This is a genomic window from Streptomyces sp. NPDC057474 (genome assembly GCF_042802555.1).
Lineage (GTDB): Bacteria > Actinomycetota > Actinomycetes > Streptomycetales > Streptomycetaceae > Streptomyces.
Map to the genome: position 1 here is coordinate 1 of NZ_JBHVDX010000102.1, position 24,019 is coordinate 24,019.

Annotated in this window: 3 protein-coding genes; all 3 read left to right on the forward strand. The window is 77.2% G+C overall.

From position 1 onward, the window contains the following. The coding region (locus ACFU53_RS26065) for an alpha-ketoacid dehydrogenase subunit beta (protein ID WP_383997032.1) at positions 1-986 on the forward strand (986 nt) is incomplete at its 5' end. 22 nt (positions 987-1,008) lie between these two features. After that, entirely contained in the window at positions 1,009-16,566 is a 15,558-nt protein-coding gene (locus tag ACFU53_RS26070; protein ID WP_383997035.1) for an amino acid adenylation domain-containing protein, read from the forward strand. Next, positions 16,563-24,002 carry a beta-ketoacyl synthase N-terminal-like domain-containing protein gene (locus tag ACFU53_RS26075; RefSeq protein WP_383997038.1) on the forward strand — a complete coding sequence of 2,480 codons (7,440 nt, stop codon included), beginning with the start codon at positions 16,563-16,565 and terminating at the stop codon, positions 24,000-24,002. Before ACFU53_RS26070 ends, ACFU53_RS26075 begins: the two co-directional genes overlap by 4 nt. Positions 24,003-24,019 lie beyond the last annotated feature (17 nt).

Sequence of the window (24,019 nt, forward strand, 5' to 3'; positions counted from 1 at the left end):
TCACCGAGCCGTGCGGCGGGCCCAAGGTCGCCGCCGTCAACCGGGCCCTGGCCACCGGGCTGGCCCGCCACCGCGAACTCGTCCTGTTCGGCGAGGACATCGACGACCCCAAGGGCGGGGTCTTCGGCTTCACCAAGGGACTCGGCGCCGCGGCCGGCCCGCGCATGACCAACGCGCCGCTGGCCGAGGCCACCATCGTCGGCGCCGCCGTCGGCCTCGCCGCCGCGGGCATGCGGCCCGTGGTGGAACTGCAGTTCATCGACTTCGCGGGCCCCGCCTGGAACCAGATCGCCGGCCAGCTCACCACCCTGCGCTGGCGCACCGTCTCCGCGTGGCAGTGCCCCGTCGTCATCTACGCGCCCTGGGGCGGCTACCTGCCCGGCGGCGGCATCTGGCACAGCCAGAGCAACGAGAGCCTGTTCACGCACCTGCCCGGACTGCGGGTCGTCGTCCCCTCCACCCCCGAGGACACCGAGGCCGCCTTCCTGGAGTCGTTCACCGCCCCCGACCCGACACTGATCCTGCTGCCCAAGCACCTGATGCGGCGCCGGCAGGCCCCCGCGCCCCGGCCCCTGCCGGCGCGCGGCGCCCGGACGCTGCGCACCGGAGCCGACGTCACCGTCGTCAGCTGGGGCAACGGCACCGAACTCGCCCTGGACGCCGCCACCGCCCTCGCCGCCGACGGCGTCCAGGCCGACGTCATCGACCTGTGCTGGCTGGCGCCGCTCGACCGGGAGAGCGTCGCCTCCTCCCTGCGCCGCACCGGACGCCTGGTCGTGGTGCAGGAGGACAACCGCACCAGCAGCTTCGGCGCCGGGCTGATCACCGAACTCCTCTCGCGCGACGAGGAGTTCTACTCACTGCTCGCCCCGCCGCGGCTGGTGGGCCGCGAGGACGTGCACGTCCCCTTCCACCCCGACCTGGAACGCGCCGTGCTGCCCGCCGCGGGCGACGTGGTCGCCGCCGTCCGTTCCGTCCTGGCCTGACCCCATGGAAAAGGAAGCGCAGATGACCACGGAGTCGGTGCTGTCCGTTCCCCGACTCGGCGAGGGCATCGTCGAGGTACGCATCGTCCGGTTCCTGAAGCAACCGGGCGACACGGTCGCCAAGGACGAGGTCGTCTACGAGATGGAACACGACAAAGCGGCCGTCGAGATCGAGTCCCCGGTGGCCGGGATCCTCGACGCCTGGCTGGTGCGGGCCGGGGACACCGTCGCGATCGGCGGCGCCGTCGCGACCATCGTCCCCGCCCGGCAGCAGAACGCCACGACCCGGCGCGAGCCTCCGGCGCGCGAGGCGGCTCCCGGGGCGTCCGCGGCTGGCCCTCCCGGCCGCGAGCACACCGGGACACGGCGCATCCCCCCGCGCACCCGCGCCCACGCCCGGCGCCTGGGCATCGACGAGGCGCTGCTGGCATCGCTCCCCGCGGCGGGCACCAGCCTGATGCCCGCCGACCTGGAGCGGTACAGCACGGCCCTGCGCGACAGCACCCCGCACCCCGGCACCCCGCACCCCGCGCACCCCGTGGAACCCGCGCACCCCGTGGAACCCGTGGAACCCGCCGGCTTCACGGACGTCGAGCAGTCCGTGCGGCAGCGGGCACTGAACCGGGCCATGCTGACCGCCCGCGACCAGGTGGTGCCCGCCGCCGTCTCCGCCCTCGTCCCCGAGGACGTACTGCGGCGGGCCCTGCGGGCGCACCGCGGCACCCGGTTCTCGACCCCCTTCCAGGTCTTCGCCCGCGTCGCCGCCGACTGCGCGGCGGCGCCGGACGCGGCGAGACTGCGCGCACGGCGGCTGACCGAGCACTCGCTGCGCGTGTACACGCACGTGGACCTCGGGATCGCCGTGGCCACCGACGACGCGGACCTCACCGTCGCGGTGGTACGCGGTGCCGACGGACTCGGGGCCGAGGAGTTCGACCAGCGCTACGCACAGGCCGTGGAACAAGCGCTCGGCGGACAGTCGCACGCCGACGGCCGGGTCACGCTGATCGTCTCGCACCTCGGCGACCCGGGGCCGACGCTGGCGGTGCCGGTGGTGGTACCACCGGCGGTGGCGACACTGTTCCTCGGCGCGGCCGAAAAGACCGGCGACACGGCCGTGCACAGGATGGTGCTGGCCTTCGACCACACGGTGCTCAACGGGCACGACGCCGCCGCCTACCTGGACGCCGTACGGCGGACGCTGACGCAGGCCGCGCAAGACGGGGACGCCCACGCGGAGCCGGCCGCCGCCGAACCCGTGACCTGCGCTGCCCCGGCTCGCCAGACCGGCGCCCAGCGGCCGGCCGCCGAGGTGCCGCAGCGACTCCTCGCCCTCGCCCGCGACATCCTCGGACACCCCGTGGACCCCGAACGCCCCCTCGGCGAGCAGGGCCTGGACTCCGCCCGCGCCCTGCGCCTGGCCCGTGAGATCCGTGCCGCCTTCGGCGTACAGCTCCCGGCGACGGCTCTGTGGCGTCACCCCACGCTGACCGCGCTGGCGGGACAACTGCCCCGCACCGCGAAGCAGACGGCGACCGCGGACCCCCACACCCCGCCCGCGTCCCTGGCCGCGACGGCCGCCGTGCCCGACGCCGACACCGCCGACGCCGACGCCGACACCGACACCGCCGCCGACGACGACGATGCCGACACCGGCGCCGACACCGACACCGCCGCCGACGACGACGACACCGCCGACGATGCCGACACCGGCGCCGACACCGGCGCCGATGCTGATGCCGTCGCCGTCATCGGCATGGCCTGCCGGGTGCCCGGCGGCGACGACGTCGAGGCGTTCTGGCGGCTGCTGAGCCGGGGGGAGTGCCGCATCGACAGCGTGCCGGCCGGACGCCTCGCGGGCGAGGCGCCCGCCGGGTTCCGGGCCGGGCTCCTGGACCGCGTCGACCTCTTCGACGCCGCCTTCTTCGACGTGACGCCCCGCCAGGCCGCTTCTATGGATCCCCAGCAGCGCGCCCTGCTCGAACTGAGCTGGCAGGCCCTGGAACACGCCGGACTCGACCCCGACTCCCTGGCCGGCAGGCCCGTCGGCGTGTACGCCGCCGCGTGCAGCTACGACTACCGCGAACAACTCGTGGAGCGCGCCGCGGCCGCCGACGGATACGCCACCACCGGCACCCTCCCCGCGTTCCTCGCCAACCGCATCTCCCACCTGTACGACTTCACCGGGCCCAGCATCACGGTCGACACCGCGTGCTCCGGCGCCCTGACCGCGCTGGCCCTCGCCCAGGCGGCGGTGCGCTCGGGGGAGTGCGACATCGCGCTCGCCGGAGCCGCGAACCTGCTCAGCAACGCCTTCAACGCCCGTGCCTACCGCAAGGCCGGGATGCTCTCGCCCACGGGCGGCAGCCACGTCTTCGACGCGGACGCCGACGGTTTCGTCCGGGGCGAGGGGGCGGGCTGGCTCGTGCTCAAGTCGCTGCGCCGGGCCGTCGCCGACGGCGACCCCGTGCTCGCCGTCGTGAGGGGCACCGCCGTCAACCACGGCGGCCGTGCCGCCGCACTGACCGCACCCAACCCCCGCGCCCAGAGCGAGCTCATCCGCTCCGCGCTCGACCGGGCCGGCCTGCGCGCCGCCGACCTCGGGTTCCTGGAGGCCCACGGCACCGGCACCCCGCTCGGCGACCCGATCGAGCTGGACGCCTTCCGCGAGGTCCTCGCCGGGGACCCGCAGGGCATGCCCGAACGGGCCGCCGGACCCCAGGGCCGCGTCTGGGTCGGCTCGGCCAAGGCCAACATCGGCCACCTCGAGGGCGCCTCGGGCCTGGCCGGGGTCGTCAAGACGGTGCAGGTCCTGCGCCACGGGCTGATTCCCGGCACCCCCGGCTTCACCCGGCTCAACCCGCACATCGAACTGGACCGGACCCCGCTCGCCGTCGCCGCGCACCCCGTGCCGTGGCCCGCGCAGGCCGGCCGGGCGCCCCGCCGCGCGGCCGTGAGCGCGTTCGGATTCGGCGGCAGCAACGCCCATGTGATCCTGGAGGAGGCGCCCGGACTGCCCAGCGCGCACACCGCCGGCGACGGCCCGTTCGCCGTGCCCCTGTCGGCCGCGACGCCCGCCTCGCTGACCCGGCTCGCCGCCGCGCTCGCCGAACTGGCCGCCGCGCCCGCCGCGCCCGCGCTGGACGAGATCGCCTGGACCCTGCAGAGCGGACGCCGCCACCTGGCGCACCGCGCGCTCTTCGTCGTCGACGATCTGGCCGGCCTCGCCCGCACGGCCGTGGAGTTCGCCCGCCGAGGCACCCAGGAGCCGCCCGCCGACCCCTGGCTGCGCGACTGGCTCGCCGGAGCCGCCACGACCGCCGCCCACTGGGCCGCGCGCCTGCCCGAGGGCCCCCGCCCGCGTCGCGTCCCGCTGGTGCCCTACCCCTTCGAGCGCCGCGCCCACTGGCTGCCCGGCACGGCGGCCGGCACCGGGCAGGGCGGTTACGTCGTCGACGCCGGCGACCCGCTGGCCGAACACCGCGTCGGCGGCCGCGCCTGCCTGCCCGGGGCCGCACTCATCGACGCGCTCGCCGGCGAGGGACCCGTCCTTCTCGACGGACTGCGCTTCCAGCAGCCCGTACCCGTGCCCGAGGGCGGCTCCGTGACCCTGGTGCGCCGCACCCAGGACGCGGACGGGCCGGCGCGCCTGACCGTCGAGCACGAAGGCGTCGTCGTCGCCCGCGCCGTCCGCTCGCACAGCCGCCCGGCGCCGCGGACGGAACCCGCCGCCGCGGCCTGGGAGGGAGAGGAGGAGAGCGTCGGCCTCGGCGCCGTCCTCGAACGCAACGGCATCGAGGTCGGACCGGTCTACCGGGTGGTGCACGACGTGCGCCGGCGGGGCGGGCAGGCCCTCGCCCGTATCGTCGCCCCCGCCGCCACCGACCCGCGCACCCGGCGGGTGGCGTGGCTGGACGCGGCGCTCCAGACCTCCTGCGCCCTGGTGGAGGGCGGCGGACCCCGCGTCGCGGCCGCCGTGGACCGCCTGGAATGGAACGGACAGGTCCCGCCCGCGGCCCGGCTGACCGTCCGAAGGACGGCGCAGGGCCCCTCGCACACCGTCGTCGACCTGGAGGTGCGGGCCGACGGGCAGAGCGTCCTGCGCGTCAGCGGACTGCGGCTGCACGCCGCCGGGACCGCCCCGCACCACGCGCCCGACGCGCCCGCGGACACCGGGCACGAGCACGAGAAGGCCGCCGCGGACGCGGTGGCGTCCCTGCGTGTGCTGATGTCCGACCGGGACGGACCGCAGCACCCGGCGCCGGGCCCCGCACCCGCCCCGGTGGCACCACGGGAACGGGAACGGGAACGGGAACGGGCCACGCACCAGCCCGCCGTCCGCATGCTCGCCCCCGAATGGCGCACCGAACCCGCCGAACCCGCCGAACCCGCCGACGCTGCCGGACCCGCCGAACCTGCCGGACCCGCCGAACCTGCCGGACCTGCCGGACCCGCCGAACCTGCCGGACCTGCCGGACCTGCCGGACCTGCCGGACCTGCCGGACCCGCCGGACCCGCCGGTGGCCGGCTCCACGGGCTCGTGCTGGTCCATGACACCGCCGCCGCCCGCCTCGCCGAAGGCGTCGGCGCCCGCACCGTACGGGCCGACTCTCCCGGCCTCGCGCAGGCCGTGCGGGGCGCTGGCCACGTCGCCCTCCTCGTCGACGGCTCCCGCTGGAGCGAGGACGCGGCCGGGACCGGGGCACTGCGCGGCTGGCTGCGGGCCCTGCTGACCGTGGCCCAGGAACTCGCCGCCGCCGCCCGCCCCGCCCGCCTCACCCTGGTCACCACCGGCCTCGCCGCCCCGGACGGCGGCACCCCGGCGCCCGGGGCATCGCTCCAGGGCGCCCTGCTCGGAGCCGTCCGCACACTGCCCCGCGAGATCGACGGCCTCACCGCGGCCGCCGTCGACCTCGACGCCGCCGCCGGACCCCGCCAGGTGGCCGCCGCACTGGCCGAGCCCTGCGCCGAGGCCGTGCCGCTCATCGCGCTGCGCGGCACGCGGCGGCTGCGCCAGGTGTACGCCGACCGGCCCGAGCCCGCCCCCGCCGCCGCCGGCCACGGCTTCGTCGACGGCGGAACGTACATCCTGCTCGGCGGCACCGGCGGCATCGGCGCCGAGGTCGCCCGCCACCTCGCCCGGCGCTACGGTGCCCGGCTGCTGCTCGTCGGACGCTCGGCGGCCGACGACCGCACCCGCGCCCTGCTGGAGGACCTCGCCTCGGCGGGCGGCACCGCCCGCCATCTGAGCGCCGACATCACCCGACCGGCCGACCTGCGGCGGGTGCTGGCAGAGTGCCGCGCCACGTTCGGCGAACCGGACGGCATCGTGCACAGCATCGGCTCGCTCAGCCCCGCCCGGCTGCCCCAGCTCACCCCCGACGACCTCGAGAAGGTCCTGGCCACCAAGGTGAGCGCGGTCCTGGCACTGCGCCGCGCCCTGCGCGGCCGCCCCGGCACACGGCCCGCCGCGCTCGTGCTGTTCTCCTCCGCCGCCGGGCTCTTCGGCAGCGTCGGCGGACTCAACTACGCCGCCGCCAACGCCTTCCTCGACCACTACGCCACCGCCGTCGACGGCGACGGCCACCTCACCGTGCGCACCTTCGACTGGGGGCTGTGGCGCGACACCGGGCTCGCCCGCCGCTACACCGCGCACGTCAAGCGCGAATACCCCGGGCTCACCGACTTCGTACCGGAAAGGGGAGTGGCCGCCTTGGAAGCGGGCATGTCCGGCAACCGACCGCAGACCGTCGTGATCAGCGGTGATCCCGAGCCACTGCGCCCGCTCACCGCGCGCCCAACGCCCGCCGCCACACACAGCCGGGCCGCCGCCGGGGAAGAAGCGTTTCCGCCCCCCGGGGCCGGCGACGCCGCGCACCGGCTGGACCGCTACGCCCGCGCCGCGCTCGCCCACCGCATGACCGCACTCGGCCTCGCCCCCGCGTTCGCCGCCCGGCCCGACACCGCGACGCAGACCGCGGCCGGGCTGCTCCACGCCGTACCCGAGCACCGCAGGCTCCTTGCCGCGATCCTCGAACTCCTCACCGAGTACGCCGAGGCGGGGCACCCCGTGCCCGACGCGGCCGAACTGGCCCGCACCCGCCAGGCACTCCTGGCCGACCATCCCGACCTGGCCGGACACCTCACCCTGCTCGAGCGGACCCTGGAGTCGTACGGGCCCGTCCTGCGCGGCGAACTGCCCGCCGGCGCCGTGCTGTTCCCCGGCGGCGACCTCAGCGGCGTCACCGCCGTCTACAGCGGCAACCAGCTCTTCGACCCGGTCAACTCCGCCGCGGCCGCGGCCCTCGCCGACGCCGCCACCGCGTCGGCCGCGCCGCGCGTCCTGGAGATCGGCGCGGGCGTCGGCGGCACCACCGCCTCGGCGCTGGCCGCCCTGGACGCCCGTGGCGTCCGGGACGTCGACTACACCTACACCGACGTCTCCCCGGCCTTCCTCCAGCACGGACGACGCCGCTTCGGCGACCGCGTGCGCCCGCGCCTCCTCGACATCGAGAAGAACCCCGAGACCCAGGGCCTCGCGTCCGGCGCATTCGACCTGGTCCTCGCGAGCAACGTGATCCACGCGACCCGCGACCTGTCCCGCACCCTCGCCCACGTCGCCCGGCTGATCGCCCCCGGCGGCCGGCTGCTGCTCGTCGAGATGGTCGTGCCGGCCGCCGTCTACACCCTCACCTTCGGTCTGACGGACGGCTGGTGGCGCTATGTCGACACCGGCCGGCGCATGCCGCACGGCCCGCTCCTGGACGTGCCCCGCTGGCGCGCCCTGCTGCGGGAGCACGGCTGGAGCCTGGCGGAGGCGGACCACCTGCACGACGCGCCGGGATGCGTGGCCCTGCTGACGTGCCTGCCGCCGGCCGCCGCCCACACCAACAGCGACAGCGACAGCGGAAGCGGCAGCGATGGCGGCAGCGATGGCGACGGGGCCGGGACGGGGTCCGCCGCCCGCGACATCGCCGAGGAGCTGCGCGCCCTCGTGCGCGACCTGCTCGGGGACCCCGGCGCCGAGGTGCCCGGCTACCTGCCCTGGCAGGAGCTGGGCGTGGACTCGCTGCTCAACATGGAACTGGTCGAGGCGCTGTCCCGGCGCTACGGACCGGTGAGCGCGACCACCCTGTTCGAGCACCGTACGGTCGACGAACTCGCCCGGACGCTGGCGGCGCGCGGCGCGCCACAGGCACCCGCCGCACCCGCACCCGCCGCACCCGCACCCGCACCCGCCGCACCCGCACCCGTACCCGCCGCGCCCGCCGCCCGGCCCGCCGCGCCCGCGCCGTCGCCCCGCGCCGAGGAGGACACCGGCCTCGCGGCGCGCCTCGTGCGGATCGTCGGCGAGCTCACCGCCCAGGACCCCGGCCTGCTCGACGCGGACACCGACTTCCCCCGGCTGGGCGTGGACTCGCTCCTCAACGAGGAGTTCTGCGAGCGGCTGCGCGCGATGTTCCCCGGGCGCCCCATCGCCTCGACCCTGCTCTTCGAGCACCCGAGCCCGAGGGCGCTGGCGAGCCACCTCGCGCCGCCGCGGCCGGCCCCGCAGCGGTCCGCGCCCACCCGCCCCGTACCCGCGCGCACCGCCCCGGCCGCCCGGACGGGCGCCGTCGCGCCTGCCGTCGCACCGCCCCCGGCCCCCGCCCCCGGCGGCACCGGTGCCCCCGCCATCGCCGTCGTGGGCCTGGCCGGGCGCTACCCGGGCGCCCAGGACCTCGCGGCCTTCTGGGAACTGCTGCGCGCCGGACGCACCCCCGTGCGCGAGGTGCCCGCCGAGCGGTGGGACTGGCGCACCGCGCGCACCCTCGGCGGCGGCTACGCCCGCTGGGGCTGCTTCCTCGACGGGATCGACACCTTCGACCCGGCGATGTTCCGGATCACCCCGCGCGACGCGGCCCTGATGGACCCCCAGGAGCGGCTGTTCCTCGAGATCGCCAAGGAATCCTTCGAGAACGCCGGCTACGCCCGGCACACGCTGACGGGCAGCCGGGGCGGCCCGCGCGTCGGTGTGTTCGCCGGGGTCACCGCCAACAGCCATCTGCTCGCCCAGCGGGACGCCCGTACCGCCGGCGCCGACAACCCCGAGTACGCCGTCACCGCCGCCGCGTCCGTCGCCAACCGCGTCTCGCACGCCTTCGACCTCAGCGGCCCGAGCCTGACCGTCGACACCATGTGCTCGTCCTCGCTGACCGCGCTGCACCTGGCCTGCCGCGCCCTGGAGCACGACGAGGCCGACCTGGCGCTCGCCGGAGGCGTCAACCTCTACCTGCACCCCGACCGGTTCGCCGGCCTGTGCGCCCTGGGCATGCCCTCCCGCGGCGACCGCACCCGGGCCTTCGGCGCGGGAGGCGACGGCTTCGTGCCCGGCGAGGGAGCCGGCGCCGTCGTCCTCAAGCGCCTGGACCGCGCCGAGGCGGACGGCGACACCGTCCACGCCGTGATCCGCGGCACCGGACTCAACCACGGCGGCGGCAGCGGCGGCTACACCGTCCCCAACCCCCGCGCCCAGGCCGCCCTCATCGGTGCCACGCTGCGCCGCGCCGGCGTCGACCCCTCGACCGTCGGCTACCTGGAGGCGCACGGCACCGGCACCGAACTCGGCGACCCCATCGAACTGCGCGCCCTGGCCCTCGCCTTCGGGCAGGCCGGCGCCCGGGGTCCGCTGCGCATCGGCTCGGTCAAGTCCAACATCGGCCACGGTGAGGCCGCCGCCGGCATCGCCGGCCTCACCAAGGCGATCCTCCAGCTGCGGCGCGCCTCGTTCGTGCCCACCCTGCACGCCGAGCGGCTCAACCCCAAGCTCGCTCTGGAGGACACCGCGCTGCGCATCCAGACGACGGCCGAACCCTGGGACAGCACCGGGACACCGCGCCGCGCGGCCGTCAGCTCCTTCGGCGCGGGCGGCGCCAACGCCCACGCGGTCCTGGAGGAGTACCGCGCCGCGCCGGTGCGGCACCAGCCCGGCCCACCCGTGCTGGTGCCCCTCGCGGCGCCGGACGCCGAGCGGCTGGCCGCCACGGCCCGGGCGCTCGCCGACGCCGTCGACCCGCACGCCCTCGCCGACATCGCGCACACCCTGCACGCGGGCCGCGACCACGGGCCGCACCGGGCCGCCGTCGTCGCCCACGACCGGGCCGAACTGCGTGCCGCGCTCCGCGCGCTGGCCGACGGCACCGCCCACCCGGCCCTGGTGAGCGCACCGGTGGCGCGGGACGCGGACACCGCGGCCGCCGCATGGGTCACCGACGCCGCCCGCACCGCACCGGCCGCCGGACGCAGGGTGCCGCTGCCGGGCACACCGTTCGCCCGGGTGCGCTGCACGCCGCCCGGGGCGTCCTCGTCCCCGATGCCGCTCACCGACACGGTGACGGTGCCCGCCTCCCGCACCGTGACCGCCCGCCTCGGCGGGGCCTCGCGCTGGGTCGCCGACCACGTGGTGGACGGGCAGCCGCTGCTGCCCGGGGCGTTCCACCCCGAACTGGTGCACGAGGCGCTGCTCGGCGCGGGCGAGAACCCCTACCGCACCGTGCTGCGCGACCTCATCTGGCCGCAGCCGGCCACCGGGCTGCCGATGACGGTGACCACCGTCCTGGAGGAACCCGACGCGCGTGGCTCCCGGCGCTTTCGCACCTCGGTCGCGGACACGGTCGTCGCCAAGGGCTGGGCCGAACCGTCGGCCGGGTCCGAGCCGTCCCCGGTGCGCCCGGTCCTCGTCTACCGGGCCGCGGACCTCGACGCCCACCTGGGCGCCGGCGACCCCGAGGACTTCTACCGCGTGTTCGCCGCGCAGGGCTTCGCCTACGGGCCCCTGTACCGCACCGTGCGCCGGGCCGTCGCCCACGGCGAGGAGGTCACCGCCGAGCTGCGGCTGGCCGCGGGAGAGGACCCCGACGGGCGGCACGTGGTGCACCCGGCGCTGTTCGACGGCGCCTGCCAGACGGCCGCCTACCTGCTGCTCGCCGAGGACGCCGCAACCCCGCGCCGGCTGCGGCCGCTGGCCGTGGACCGGCTGACGGTCCGCCAGCCCGCGACCGGGGGCGCCTATGTGCACGCGCGCCGGGTGCGGCGCGACGACGTGGCCGGCATCCACGTCTTCGACCTGAACCTGATCGACCCCGACCGCGGCGAAGTCCTCGTCGAGGTGGAGGGATTCCGCGTCCGCGTGGACGCCGTCCCGCAGCCGGCCCGGACGGAAGCAGCCGGCGCGGGCGTGAGCGGCGGCGCGGCGCCCGGGGCCGGGGTGCCCGTCGCGGGCTACCGGACCGGCTGGCGGCCGGAGCCGGCCGGCACACCGGCGCACACCGGCCCGCACGGGCCGCTGTGGGTCGTCGGGGACGGCCCGCTCGCCCCCCGGTGGGGCGCGAGCGCCGCCGCGGTCCTGCGCACGGAGCAGGCCCGTGAGGAGGACACACTCGCCGACACCGCCCGGCGCACCGGGACACCGGCCGTCGTCCTGGTCGACCTCACCGAGGACCTCGCCGCCGGCCGGCTCGGACGCCTGCCGCTGACACCGCGGCAGACGGCGGGGGAGTGGACACGGTTCGCGGGCGGAGCGCTGGCCACCGTGTTCGGGCTGCTGCGGGCGTTCGTCCGCAGCCGCGCCCTGGACGGGACCCGCATCCTGCTGGTGACCCGGGCCGAGGACAACGGCGACATCGCGCCGGCCGTGCGCGGGCTGCACAGCCTGGCGCGGACCGTCGCCGGTGAGACCGGCCGCTTCACGCTGCGCCTGGCCACGCTCGACGCGCACGGCACGGACCGCGCGGACACCGCGGACCTGGTGGCCGAGGCGATGCGCGCGGGGGACGGGCGAGCCGCGCAGGGCAGCGACTGGGTGCGGCTGGGCGCGGCCGGGCGCCGGGTGTCGGTGCTGACGCCGGTTGCGGACGCGGCGCCGACGGCCCGGGACACGGCCGCCGGCCCGCTCGCCCCGGACGCGACGTACCTGGTCACCGGGGGGCTCGGAGGACTCGGCCGGCACGTGGCCGCCGACATCCTCGAGCGCGCACCGCGGGCGCGCCTGGTGCTGGTGGGGCGCTCGGAGCCGGACGAGGCGGCACTGGAGGAACTGCGGCGGGCGGGTCCGGTCACCTACCGGCGCTGCGACGTCGCCGACGCGGACCAGGTCGCCGAACTGACACGGTGGCTGGAGCGCGAAGGCGTCACCCTGCGGGGCGTCGTCCACACGGCCGGGGTCCTGCGCGACGGGTTCCTGCGCCACAAGACGCCGCAGGCGGTGGAGGAGGTGTGCCGGGCGAAGGTGCTGGGCGCGCTCCACCTGGACGCCGCGCTCGCCGGGCACCCGCTGGACTTCTTCGTGCTGGCGTCGTCGCTCGCGGCGCTGGTGGGCAACCAGGGCCAGTCGGACTACGCCTTCGCCAACGGCTTCCTCGACGGCTTCGCGGCCCGCCGCACCGCCTGGGGCAGGCCCGGCCGCACCCTGTCCGTCGGCTGGCCGGTGCTCGCGGACGCGGGCATGGCACCCGACGCGGACACCCTGGCCTACCTCCGCGACACCTACGGCCTGCGCCCGGTCGCGACCCGCACGGCCCTGAGCCGCGTGTGGCCCCTGCTGGACCAGGCCGCAGACGCACCGACGTCGTACGCGGCGCTGGTGGCGGGGGAGCGCACCGTGTGGGACCGGGCCCTGGCGGTGCGCCCAGATGCACCCGCCGCCGCGGCCACGGCCGAGGACGCCGCCGCGCAGCGGGTCCCGGACCCGCGGCCCGGCCCGGCACCCGCCGTCTGGGACCGGGCCCTGGCGGTGCGCCCAGATGCACCCGCCGCCGCGGCCACGGCCGAGGACGCCGCCGCGCAGCGGGTCCCGGACCCGCCGCCCGGCCCGGCACCCGCCGTACGGCCCGGGCCCGCCGGCACCCCCGCCGTACGGTCCGCGGGAGCGGCCCGCCCCGGCGGGCCCCGGCAGGCCGCGTTGCGCTGGATCGCCGGGCGCGTCGGGCAGGCCGTGGGCCGGCCGGCCGGCGAACTCGACCCCGGCACACCCCTCACCGACTACGGCGTCGACTCCCTCGCCCTGATGCGGCTCGGCCGGCTCCTGGAGGACGACCTCGGCCGGGTGCCGCTGTCCGTGCTCCTGGACAGCGCCAGCCTCCTGGAACTGACGGACCGCCTCCTCAAAGACCACGGAGCGCAGCTGACGGCCGCCGTCACCGCCGCCGGGCCCGACCCCGCCGGCGCCCCCGCCGGCGCCCCGGCCCCTCTCGTCCCCGACACCGCCCCCGCCGGCGCCCCGGCCGCCCTCGTCCCCGACACCGCCCCGGGCCCCCTCGTCCCCGACACCGCCCCGGGCCCCCTCGTCCCCGACACCGCCCTGGCCGCCCTCGTCCCCGACGCCTTTCCCGCCGCCCTGCCCGACCGTCTCCTCGGCATGTGGGCCGCCGACCAGTCCGCCGCCCCCCACGCCCCGTACAACGTCTCCCTGTCCTGGCGGCTGCCCGCCACCGCCGACCGCCCGGCCCTGCAGGCCGCCGTCGCCGACCTGGTCCGCCGCCACCCCGTGCTGGGGTGCTCGGTGCGCCCCCACGACGGCGTCCCCGCCTTCGTGCCCGCCGAGGAACCCCCCGTGCTCGTCACCCGGACCGTCGAGGAGGACGCCCTGGAACGCGCCGTCACCGACGAGGCCGACCGGCGGCTGCGGACCTCCTCGGAGCCCCTGCTGCGCGCCGTGCTCTGGGAGGTCGAAGGAGGCCGCCCCGTCCTGCAGCTGACCACCCATCACATCGCCGTGGACGGACGCTCCGCCGACCTGCTGCGCCGCGACGTCGCCGCCCTCTACGCCGCCCGCACCCGCGGCGTCCCAGCCGCGCTCCCCGCCGCCGCGCCCTTCGCCGCGGCGCTGCACCGCGAGCGCGACGCCCGGCCGGGCGAGCGGGCCCACGCCGAGCGCCACTGGAGCGCGCGCCTGGCCCAGGACCCGCCCCGGGGCGTCCTGTTCCCCGGCGGCGGCGAGCGGGCCGGCGCGGCCGGCGCCCACCGCGAGTACCGGCTGCCCGCCGGCCTGTGCGACGCGCTCGGCGACATCGCGCGCACCGCCGGCGTGTCCCGCTTCACCGCACTGCTCGGCGCGTTCGCCGCGACCCTCGCCCGGGCCACCGGACACCGCTCGCTGCTGCTGGCGGTGCCCACCTACGGGCGCGACGCCGAGCGGGACGAGGCCACCGTCGGCTGCTTCGTCAACACCGTCCCCCTGCGCGTCGACCTCGACCCCCGCCTCCCGCTCACCGCATGGCTGGAGGAACTCGGCCGCGACGTCCGCGACGCCCTGGCACACACCGCGCTGCCCTACCCGCGGCTCGCCGAACTGTGCCGGGCCGCCGGCGGCGACGAGGGCGTGCCGGCCGTCACCCTCGCCTACCAGAACTGGCAGCGGGACGGCGCGGAAACCGCCGACGGATGGGAGCCGGTGCACCGGCGGGGCCAGCGCGGTCACTTCGACCTCGGCCTGGAGGTCACCGACACCCCCGACGGCGTCGAGATCCTCGCCAACCACCGCACCGCCGTCCTCGACGGCGACGCCGTCGACCGCCTCGTCGACGACCTCCGCCGCACCACCGTCGAACTGGCACGCGGCACCCGGGCCGCACCGGGCGCGAGAGCGGCGAGCGTCGGCGACCTCCTCGACCCGGCCGCCGGAACCCTCGTGACACGCTTCGCCGCCACCGCCCGGCGCTGCCCGGAGGCGACCGCCGTCGAGGACCGCCACGACCGGCTCACCTACGCCGAACTCGACGCCCTCTCCGACGACGTCGCACGGCGCGTCGACGCCGCCGCCCGGCCGGGCGAACCCGTCGCCGTCCTGATGCACCGCTCCGCACGGCTGCCCGCCGTGCTGCTCGGCATCCTCAAGAGCGGCCGCCCCTACGTACCGCTGGACGACTCCTACCCCGGCGAACGGCTGGCGATGGTCATCGCCGACGCGGGGTGCGAGGTCGCCGTCGCCGACCGGGACCTGACCCGGCTGCTGCCGCAGCGGCTGCGGACCGTCGACCCGGCGGCCGCCCGGCCGGGCGGCGACGGCCCCACCGGCACGCCCGCCACGCCCGCCGACCTCGCGTACCTCATGTTCACCTCCGGCAGCACCGGCCGGCCCAAGGGCGTCGGCGTCACGCACGGCAACGTCGTCCACACCCTGGAGGCGATCGCGGCCGCCGTCGGCATCGACGAGCGGGCGCCCGGAAAACTCCTCGCCGTCACCACCGTGTGCTTCGACATCTCCGTCCTGGAACTGTTCCTGCCGCTCCTGGTGGGCGGGACCGTCGTCGTCGCCGAACGCGCCGACGTCGTCGACGCGGGCCGCCTGGCCCGCCTCCTCGACGAGCACCGGATCACCGCCATGCAGGCCACGCCCGCCGGCTGGCAGCTGCTCGTGGAGGGCGGCTGGAGCGGGACGCCCGCACTGACCGCGCTGTGCGGCGGCGAAGCGCTGCCGCACAACCTCGCCACCGCCCTCGTCCGACGGACCGGCAGCCTGTGGAACGTCTACGGCCCGACCGAGGCCACCATCTGGTCCACCCTCGCCCGCGTGAGCGAGAACGGGCCGGTGCACCTGGGGGAGCCGATCGGGGCGACGGAACTGGCCCTCACCGAGGTCGACGGACACCGTCCCCCCCGGCCCGAAGAGCCCGGCGAGCTGTGGATCGGCGGGGCGGGCGTGGCACAGGGCTACTGGCACCGACCCGACCTGACCGCCGAGCGCTTCACCGCACATCCGCTGCACGCGGCCGGCGGCGGGCGCTGGTTCCGCACCGGTGACCTGGTACGCCGGGACGAGGACGGCCGGCTGCTCTTCCTCGGCCGGGCCGACAGCCAGGTCAAGATCAGAGGCCACCGGGTCGAACTCGGCGAGATCGAGGCCGTGCTGAGCGCCCACCCCGCGCTCGCCCGCGTCGTCCTCGCCGTCCGCGGCGACGGCCCCTCGGCCAGGCTCCTGGTGATCGCGGTGCCCCGCGACGGCGCGGCCCTGCCGGACATCGGCGACCTGCGCGACTTCGCCTCGGCCACCCTGCCGCCGTGGATGCTCCCCGACCGCCTGGTCGCGGCCGAGGAACTGCCGCTCACCCCCAACGGCAAGGTCGACCGCAACGAGGCCGTCCGCCTGGCCACACAGCCCACACAGCCCGCACAGCCCGCACAGCCCATCCCCCCGGCCCCGGCAGGCCGGCGCCCCGAACCCGCCGCCCCGGCCGCCGCCCCGCACCCGGCCGCCGGCAGGCGGGCCGTGACCGAGGAAGACCTCACAGGGCACGTCCGCGCCCTGTGGGGCGAACTGCTCGACCTCGACGACGTACCCCGCGACCGGCGCTTCTTCGACCTCGGCGGGAACTCCCTCCTCCTGGGGCGGCTCTTCGCACGGCTCGACGACGCCCACCCCGGCACCGGCATCGAGCTCGCCGACCTGTTCGCCCGGCCCACCGTCGACGACATCGTCGACCTCCTCACCGAGCGGCTCGCCCGCCCCCTGGGGGGCCGGGGCCCCCACCGGGCCCCCGCCGCACCCGTCCGACCCTCCCGCCGTGAGCTGCGGCGCGCGTTCCGACTCGGAGACGAACGATGAACCACGACCCCGGACCCGACCACGACCCCAACGCCATCGCCGTCGTCGGCATGGCCTGCCGATTCGGACCCGCGACCTCGGTCGGCCGGCTCTGGGAGCTGCTCGACCAGCAACGCAGCGGCATCCGCCGCTACACCGAGGCCGAACTGATCGGCCTCGGCCACGACCCCGCGACCGTGCGCCGCGACACGTTCGTGCCCGCCGGGGCCGTCCTGGAGGAGGCGGACGCCTTCGACGCCGAGTTCTTCGGCTACAGCGCCCAGCACGCCGAGTGGCTGGACCCGCAGCAGCGCCTGGTCCTGGAGACCGCCTGGCACGCCCTGGAGGACGCCGGCTTCGCCCCCGACCGCACCGGGCTGCGCACCGCCGCCTACGTCTCCGTCGGCCAGCCGACGCTCCCGCCCGTGGGCATCACCGAACTCGACGCCGCCGGGATGATCCGCTTCTCCTCCCGCGACAAGGACTTCGCGGCCACCCGCGTCTCCTACAAACTCAACCTCACCGGCCCCAGCCTCACCGTGCAGAGCGCCTGCTCCAGCGGCCTCGTCGGGATGCACCTGGCCGCCGAGAGCCTGCTCGGCCAGGAATGCGATCTGGCCGTGGTGGCGGGGGCGTCCCTGCACTTTCCGCAGGCCGGATACCTCGCCGCCCCCGGCATGATCCTCTCGCCCACCGGCGAGTGCCGCCCCTTCGACGACCACGCCGACGGCACCCTCTTCGGCAACGGCGGCGGCGCCCTCGTCCTGCGCCGCCTCGCCGACGCGGTCCGCGACGGCGACCCGGTCCGCGCCGTGCTGCGCGGCAGCGCCGTCAACAACGACGGCGCCCGCAAGATGGACTACCACGCGCCCTCTCCCGAGGGGCAGGAGGCCGTGATCCGCGAGGCCCTGGCCGTCGCCGGCACCGACCCCCACTCGGTCGGCTACCTGGAGACCCACGGCACCGGCACCCCCCTGGGCGACCCCGTCGAATTCGCCGCCCTGGAACGGGTCTACGGCGGCGAGCGCCCCCATCCGGCGGCCGTCGGATCGGTCAAGTCCGCGCTCGGCCACCTCAACACCGCCGCCGGCATCGCCGGCGTCATCAAGGCCGTACTGGCCCTGGAGCACGCCACCGTGCCGCGTCAGGTCCCCTACACCGGACCCAACCGCGCCCTGCGCGGCGCGGGCGGCCTGCGGATCGCCGATCGCAGCGTCGCCGAGGCGGGCTGGCCCGTCCCCCAGGGACCCCGGCGCGCCGCCGTCAGCTCCTTCGGCATCGGCGGCACCAACGCCCACGTCGTGCTCGAACAGGCCCCCCCGGCCCGCGAGCGGGCACCCGGGGACGACGGCGGTGTGCGCTTCAGCGTCCTGTCCGCCCACACCCCAACCGCCCTGCGCGAACTCGCCCAGAACCTCGCCGACGCCGTCGCAGGGCTGTCCCTGACCGACGTGGCGCACACCCTGCGCGAGGGCCGCAGCCACCGCCGCGTCCGTACCGTGATCGGCGCCGCCTCCACCGGCGAACTCGCGGACAGACTGCGGGCGCTGGCCGCCGGCACGCCCCTGCAGAGCGACAGCACACCCGACGCCTACCGGGCCTGGATCGCGGGCGAGGGCGACCTGCCGCAGGACGACACGCCCGGGGCGCGGCGCGTGCGGCTGCCCGGCTACCCCTTCGCCCGTACCCGCTGGCCCCGGCCCGGCGCCGCACCGGCCCGCACCGTACGCCCGACAGAACCCCTGGCCGCCGACCACGTCGTGGCCGGCCGGCCCGTACTGCCCGCCGCCGCCCAGCTCGACCTGGCGCTGACCGCCGCCCGGCGCGCCGCCCCCGCCACGACCGGCCTCACCGACATCGCCTTCCACCGTCCGGTGACGGTCACCGGCGCCGTGACGCTGCGCACCGCCGTCGACGGCGACACCGTGCGCGTCCTGTCCGACGTCACGCACACCGAGGCCCGCCTGTACGGCGGCGAGCAGCCCGCGGCGCAACGGCTCGACCCGGCCGCGCTGCGCGCCGCCCACCCCCACTCGGCCGAACCGGCCGAGCTGTACCGGTACTTCGCCGACCACGGCGTCCTCTACGGTCCCGCCTTCCAGGTGCTGCGCGAACTGCGCCACGGCCCCGAGGGCGCCCTGGCGCGCGTCGCGGCGAGCAGCGCCTACGGCGACGGCGACACCCTGTCCCCCTACGTCCTCGACGGCGCGCTGCAGACGGTCATCGGATGCGTGCTCCGCGAGGACCTGGGCGGCGAGACGTTCATCCCCTTCGCCGTCGACGCGCTGACCGTGCACGGCGAACTGCCGCACGACGTGTGGGTACGGGTGCGTCCGGCCCGGCTCGCGGGCGGCGGCCGGCGGGTTCGCAAGTACGACGTGACGGTCGCCGATCCGGGCGGCGTCCCGGTGCTCACCCTGAGAGGTCTGGCACTGCGCCCGGTCCCGCGCGACGCCGCCGCGACCGCCGCCGGTCCGGCCGTCACACCGGCCCGCGCCCCCGCGGGCGGCGCCCCCCTCGAGCGCCGGCTCCCCTCCGACGTCCACCTGTTCGCCCGCGCGGCCGTCCCCTTCCCCGGCGCCCCCGGCGACCCCGGCGCCCCCGGCGACCCCGGCGCCCCCGGCGGCCTCGCCCCCCTCGTCGTCATCGGCGACGCCCCGCTCGACGGGGCCGCTGTGCGGCTGGCCGATCCCGCCGACGCCGAGGACGCCGCCGCCCTCGGCGACGAACTCCTCGCGCGCCTCGGCGACGCCACCGAGCCGCCCGTGGTGGTCTGGCCGCTCACCGGGGGCGCCCCCGGCGCCGCGGCCCACGCCCTGCGCGTGCTCGCCCTGCTGCGCTCCCTGCTGCGGCCGCTGTCGCGGCGCGGCGCCCGGATCGTCGTGCCCTACCCCGCCGACGCCCCCGCCGACGCCCCCGCCGACGCGGCCGCCGTCACCGGCGACGGCCTGGCCGCGCTGGGCCGTTCGCTCGCCGGGGAGAACCCGCGCTTCGAGCTGACCGCCGTGGCCCTCGACGCCGGCGCCGGACCCGACGCCCTCGCCGCCGCCGTGCGCGCCGCCGCCGCCCGCCCGCCGCAGGCGAGGTGGCTCGGCGCAGCCCGCGACGCCACGCTCACCACCCGCGTCCTGCGGCCCCTGGACACCCCCGCCCCCGGCCGCGACCCGTTCCGTGACGGCGGCCGCTACTGGATCAACGGCATGGGCGCCCTCGCGGCGCTCCTGGCCGGCCACCTCCTCGACACCCACGCCGCGCACATCGTCCTCACCGGCCGCTCGGCCGCCGACGGCGCACGCGGCGCCGAGATCGCCCGCCTCGCCGAACACGCCGCCCGCACCGGCGGATCGGTCACCTACCACCGGCTGGACAGCGCCGACCCGGCGGCCGTGCACGCCCTCGCCGGCCGGCTGCGCGCCGAGGGACCCGTCCACGGCGTCCTGCACTGCGCCGGCACCCTGCGCGACGCGTACGTCCTGCGCAAGGAGAGCGCCGACGCCGCCGCCGTCGTGGCGGCCAAGCTGACCGCGGCCGCCGCGCTCGACGCGGCCACCGCCGACTGGGAGCTGGACTTCTTCGTCGCCTACTCGTCCGTCTCCGGCGCCCTGGGCAGCCCCGGCCAGGCCGACTACGCGTTCGCCAGCTCCGCCCTCGACACCCTCCTCGCACGCCGCGCCCGCCGCCGCGCCGCCGGCTCCCGGCACGGGCGTTCGCTCTCGGTGAGCTGGCCGTACTGGGCCGAGGGCGGCATGCGGACGTCCGGCGACGCCGCACAGATGCTCTCGGAACTCGGGATGCGTCCGCTGCCGTCCGCCACCGGGATCGCCGTCCTGGAGGCGCTGCTCGGCGCCCCCGACCAGGACGGCGAGGAGAGCGCCCCCGTCGTGCTGTACGGCGACGGCGACCGGCTCCGCGCCTCCTTCCCGCTGCTCACCGACGAGCCGGCCCACCCCGGCACACCAGCCCCCACGCCCCCCACGGCCCCGGAGGCCCCGCACGCCCCGAGGCCTCCGGCCGCCGGACCCGCCCCGGCCCCGGCGGGCACCGCCCCCGGTCTCCTGGAGGACCGGCTGCGCGCCGTCGTCGCCCAGGCCACCCGCACACCCGTCAAGGAGGTCACGTCCGAGCGGCCCTTCGACGACCTGGGCATCGACTCCCTGCTCGCCATCCGCGTCGTCGAACTCCTGGAGGGCGACTTCGGACGGCTCTCCAAGACCCTCCTCTTCGAGTGCCGTACGGTCGGCGAACTCGCCGAGCACCTCGCCGAGGAGTTCCCCGAACGGTGCGCCGAACTCACCGGCGCCACCGCCGCCGCACCCGTGGCGGCCACTCCCGGACCGCCCGCCTCCTCCACCGCCCCGCTCGCCCCGCCACCGGGCCGCCAGGACGCGCCGCTGCGGGAGGCCGCCGGCCCGGCCGTCGGCCCGGGCGCCGGCCCTGACCCCGCCGGCATCGATCCGCGGGCCGTCGCGATCATCGGCGTCGCCGGACGCTTCCCCGAGGCCGACGGACTCGACGAGATGTGGGCCAATCTCCTCGCCGGGCGCGACAGCGTCACCGAGGTCCCGCGCGACCGCTGGGACGCCGGCGCCCTGTACGACCCCGACAAGTCCCGCGTCGACCGCACCTACACCAAATGGGGCGGCTTCGTCCGGGGCGTCGAGAACTTCGACGCGCCGCTGTTCAGCATCTCGCCGCGCGAGGCCGGCACCGTCGACCCGCAGGCCCGCCTCTTCCTCGAGGCCTGCTGGGCCGCCCTCGACGACGCCGGGTACACCCCGGGCACCCTCGTCACCACCGGCGACCCCGTCCACCGCCGGGACGTCGGCGTCTTCGTCGGCGCCATGTACGGCGAGTACCAGCTGCACGAGGCCGAGGAGCGGCTGCGCGGCAACCACGTCCTGGCCAACAGCGCCTACTGGTCCATCGCCAACCGCGTCTCGTACTACTTCGACTTCCAGGGACCCAGCACCGCCGTCGACACCGCCTGCTCGTCCGCGCTCACCGCCATCCACCTCGCGGTCGAGTCACTGCGCGCGGGCAGCTCGAAGGTGGCCGTCGCCGGCGGCGTCAACGTACTGATCCACCCCAACAAGTACTTCATGCTCGGCCAGGGCCGGTTCGCCGCCAGCGACGGGCGCTGCCGCAGCTTCGGCGCGGGCGGCGACGGCTACGTACCGGGCGAGGGCGTCGGCGCCTTCGTCCTCAAACCGCTCGCCGACGCCGTGCGCGACGGCGACCACATCCACGGCGTCATCCGCGGGACGGCCGCGAACCACGGCGGCCGCACCAACGGCTACACCGTGCCCAACCCGCGCGCCCAGGCCGACCTCGTCACCAAGGCGCTGCGCGACGCGGGCCTGACCGCCGCCGACCTCGACTACATCGAGACCCACGGCACCGGCACCTCGCTCGGTGACCCCATCGAGATCCGCGGCCTGGCCTCCGCGTTCTCCAGGGACGGCATCAAGGGCGCGGGCGATGTGCCCATCGGCTCCGTGAAGTCCAACGTCGGCCACCTCGAGTCGGCCGCGGGCGCCGTCGCCCTGGCCAAGGTGCTGCTCCAGATGCGGCACCGCACCCTCGTCCCGTCCCTGCACGCCACCCCCGCCAACCCCGAGATCGACTTCGACCGGGTGCCCTTCACGGTCCAGCAGGACGTCGCCCCCTGGACCACCCGCGACGGCTCCGGCCGGCCGCTGCGCGCGGGCATCAGCTCCTTCGGCGCGGGCGGCGCCAACGCCCACCTCGTCGTCGAGGGCCCGCCGCCGGCGGCGCCCCGCGCCGCGGAACAGCCGCAGCCCGCCGTGGTGTTCCTGTCCGCCCGCACCGAGGCGGCACTGGCGGCGTACGCCGCCGCACTGCGCGACAGCCTGCTCGCGGCGCGGGACCGCGGCGAGGAGATCCGGATCACCGATGTCGCGTACACCTTCGCGGCCGGGCGGGCCGACCTGGAGCGCAGGGCGGCCGTGGCGGCCGGCTCGGCGCAGGCACTGCTGTCCGGCCTGGACGCGGTCGCCGCGGGCCGTCCCCGCCCGTGGCGGCGCACCGAGGTCACCGCCGACGACCCCGTACGGGTGTGGCTCGACGGCGGCCGCATCGACCGGGTCGCGGTGTCGGGCGCGGGGACACAGGCCCGCCGCGTGCCGCTGCCGCACTACCCCTTCGAACGCGTCCGCTGCTGGTACGACCTGCAGATCGAGCGCCTGCACCGCCAGGGCCTGGGCACGGTCCACGGCGAACCGGCCGTGGCACGCGGACACTTGCGCGACTTCGGCCGCGCACCCGCCGCACCCGCCGCGCCCGCCGCACCCGCCGCGCCCGCCGTGCCTGCCGCGCCCGCCGTGCCTGCCGCGCCCGCCGTGCCTGCCGCGCCTGCCGCACCTGCCGTGCCTGCCGCGCCCGCGCCGCATCCGGTGCCGGGGGAGACCCCCCTGCCCGTGCCCGATCCCGTGCCCGATCCCGTGCCCGTGCCCGATCCCGTGCCTGATCCCCGGCCGCGGCAGGCGCCCGCGCCCGTCCCCTCGCGCGTGCAGAAGAAGACCACCCCACAGGAGACGTCATCCATGACTCGTGACCGCAAGATCTCCCTCCGGCCGCTGGGCGCGAGCCCCGCGCCCGCGCCCGCGCAGACACCGGCCCCGGCGCCCGCCCCCGTGACGGCTCCCGCCCCCGCCGCCCCGGCGCAGGACGGCGCGCACGCGGCCCGGGTCGCCCGGGAGGTCGGCGAAGTCCTCGCCGGGGTGCTCTACATGGAGCCCGCCGACCTCGATGCGGAGCAGACGTTCCAGGCGCTCGGCGTCGACTCGATCCTCAGCGTGGAGTTCGTGGCGCTGGTGAACGCCAGGTTCGGCACCGACATCAAGGCCACGGAGCTGTACGACCACCCCACACCGAGCGCGTTCGCCCGCCATGTCGCCGCCGGGGCCGCCGCCGGGGCCGGGGCCGGGGCCGGGGCCGGGGCGGGGACGGGGACGGGGACGGGGGCGCCGGTGGAGCCGGTCTCCTCGCAGGCCGTCCCGGCCCCGCCCGCCGGCCCGCAGCCGGCCCCGCCCGCGGCGCCGGCGCAGAGCCCCGCGACCGGCGCCGCCCCCCTCGACGGTGACCGCACCGCCGCCGTCCTCGAAACCCTGCGCGAGCAGCTCGCCGAGACCCTGTACTGCGACCTCTGGGACATCGACGTCGACGCCACCTTCAACACCCTGGGCCTGGACTCGATCCTCGGCGTCGAGTTCGTCGCGTTCCTCAACAACGCCTACGGCCTCGACGAGAAGGCCGGGGTGCTCTACGACCACCCGAGCCTGACCGCCCTCGCCGCCCACATCGCCTCCCGCCCGGCCGCCCCCGCGCCCGCCGCCCCGCAGGTCAGCGCCGCCGACCTGGACGCCCTGCTCGGCGCCGTACGCGACAGCCGGCTCACCGTGGAGCAGGCCCTGGCCCTGCTGCCCCAGCACTCCTGAGCCCGAAAGGACCCCTC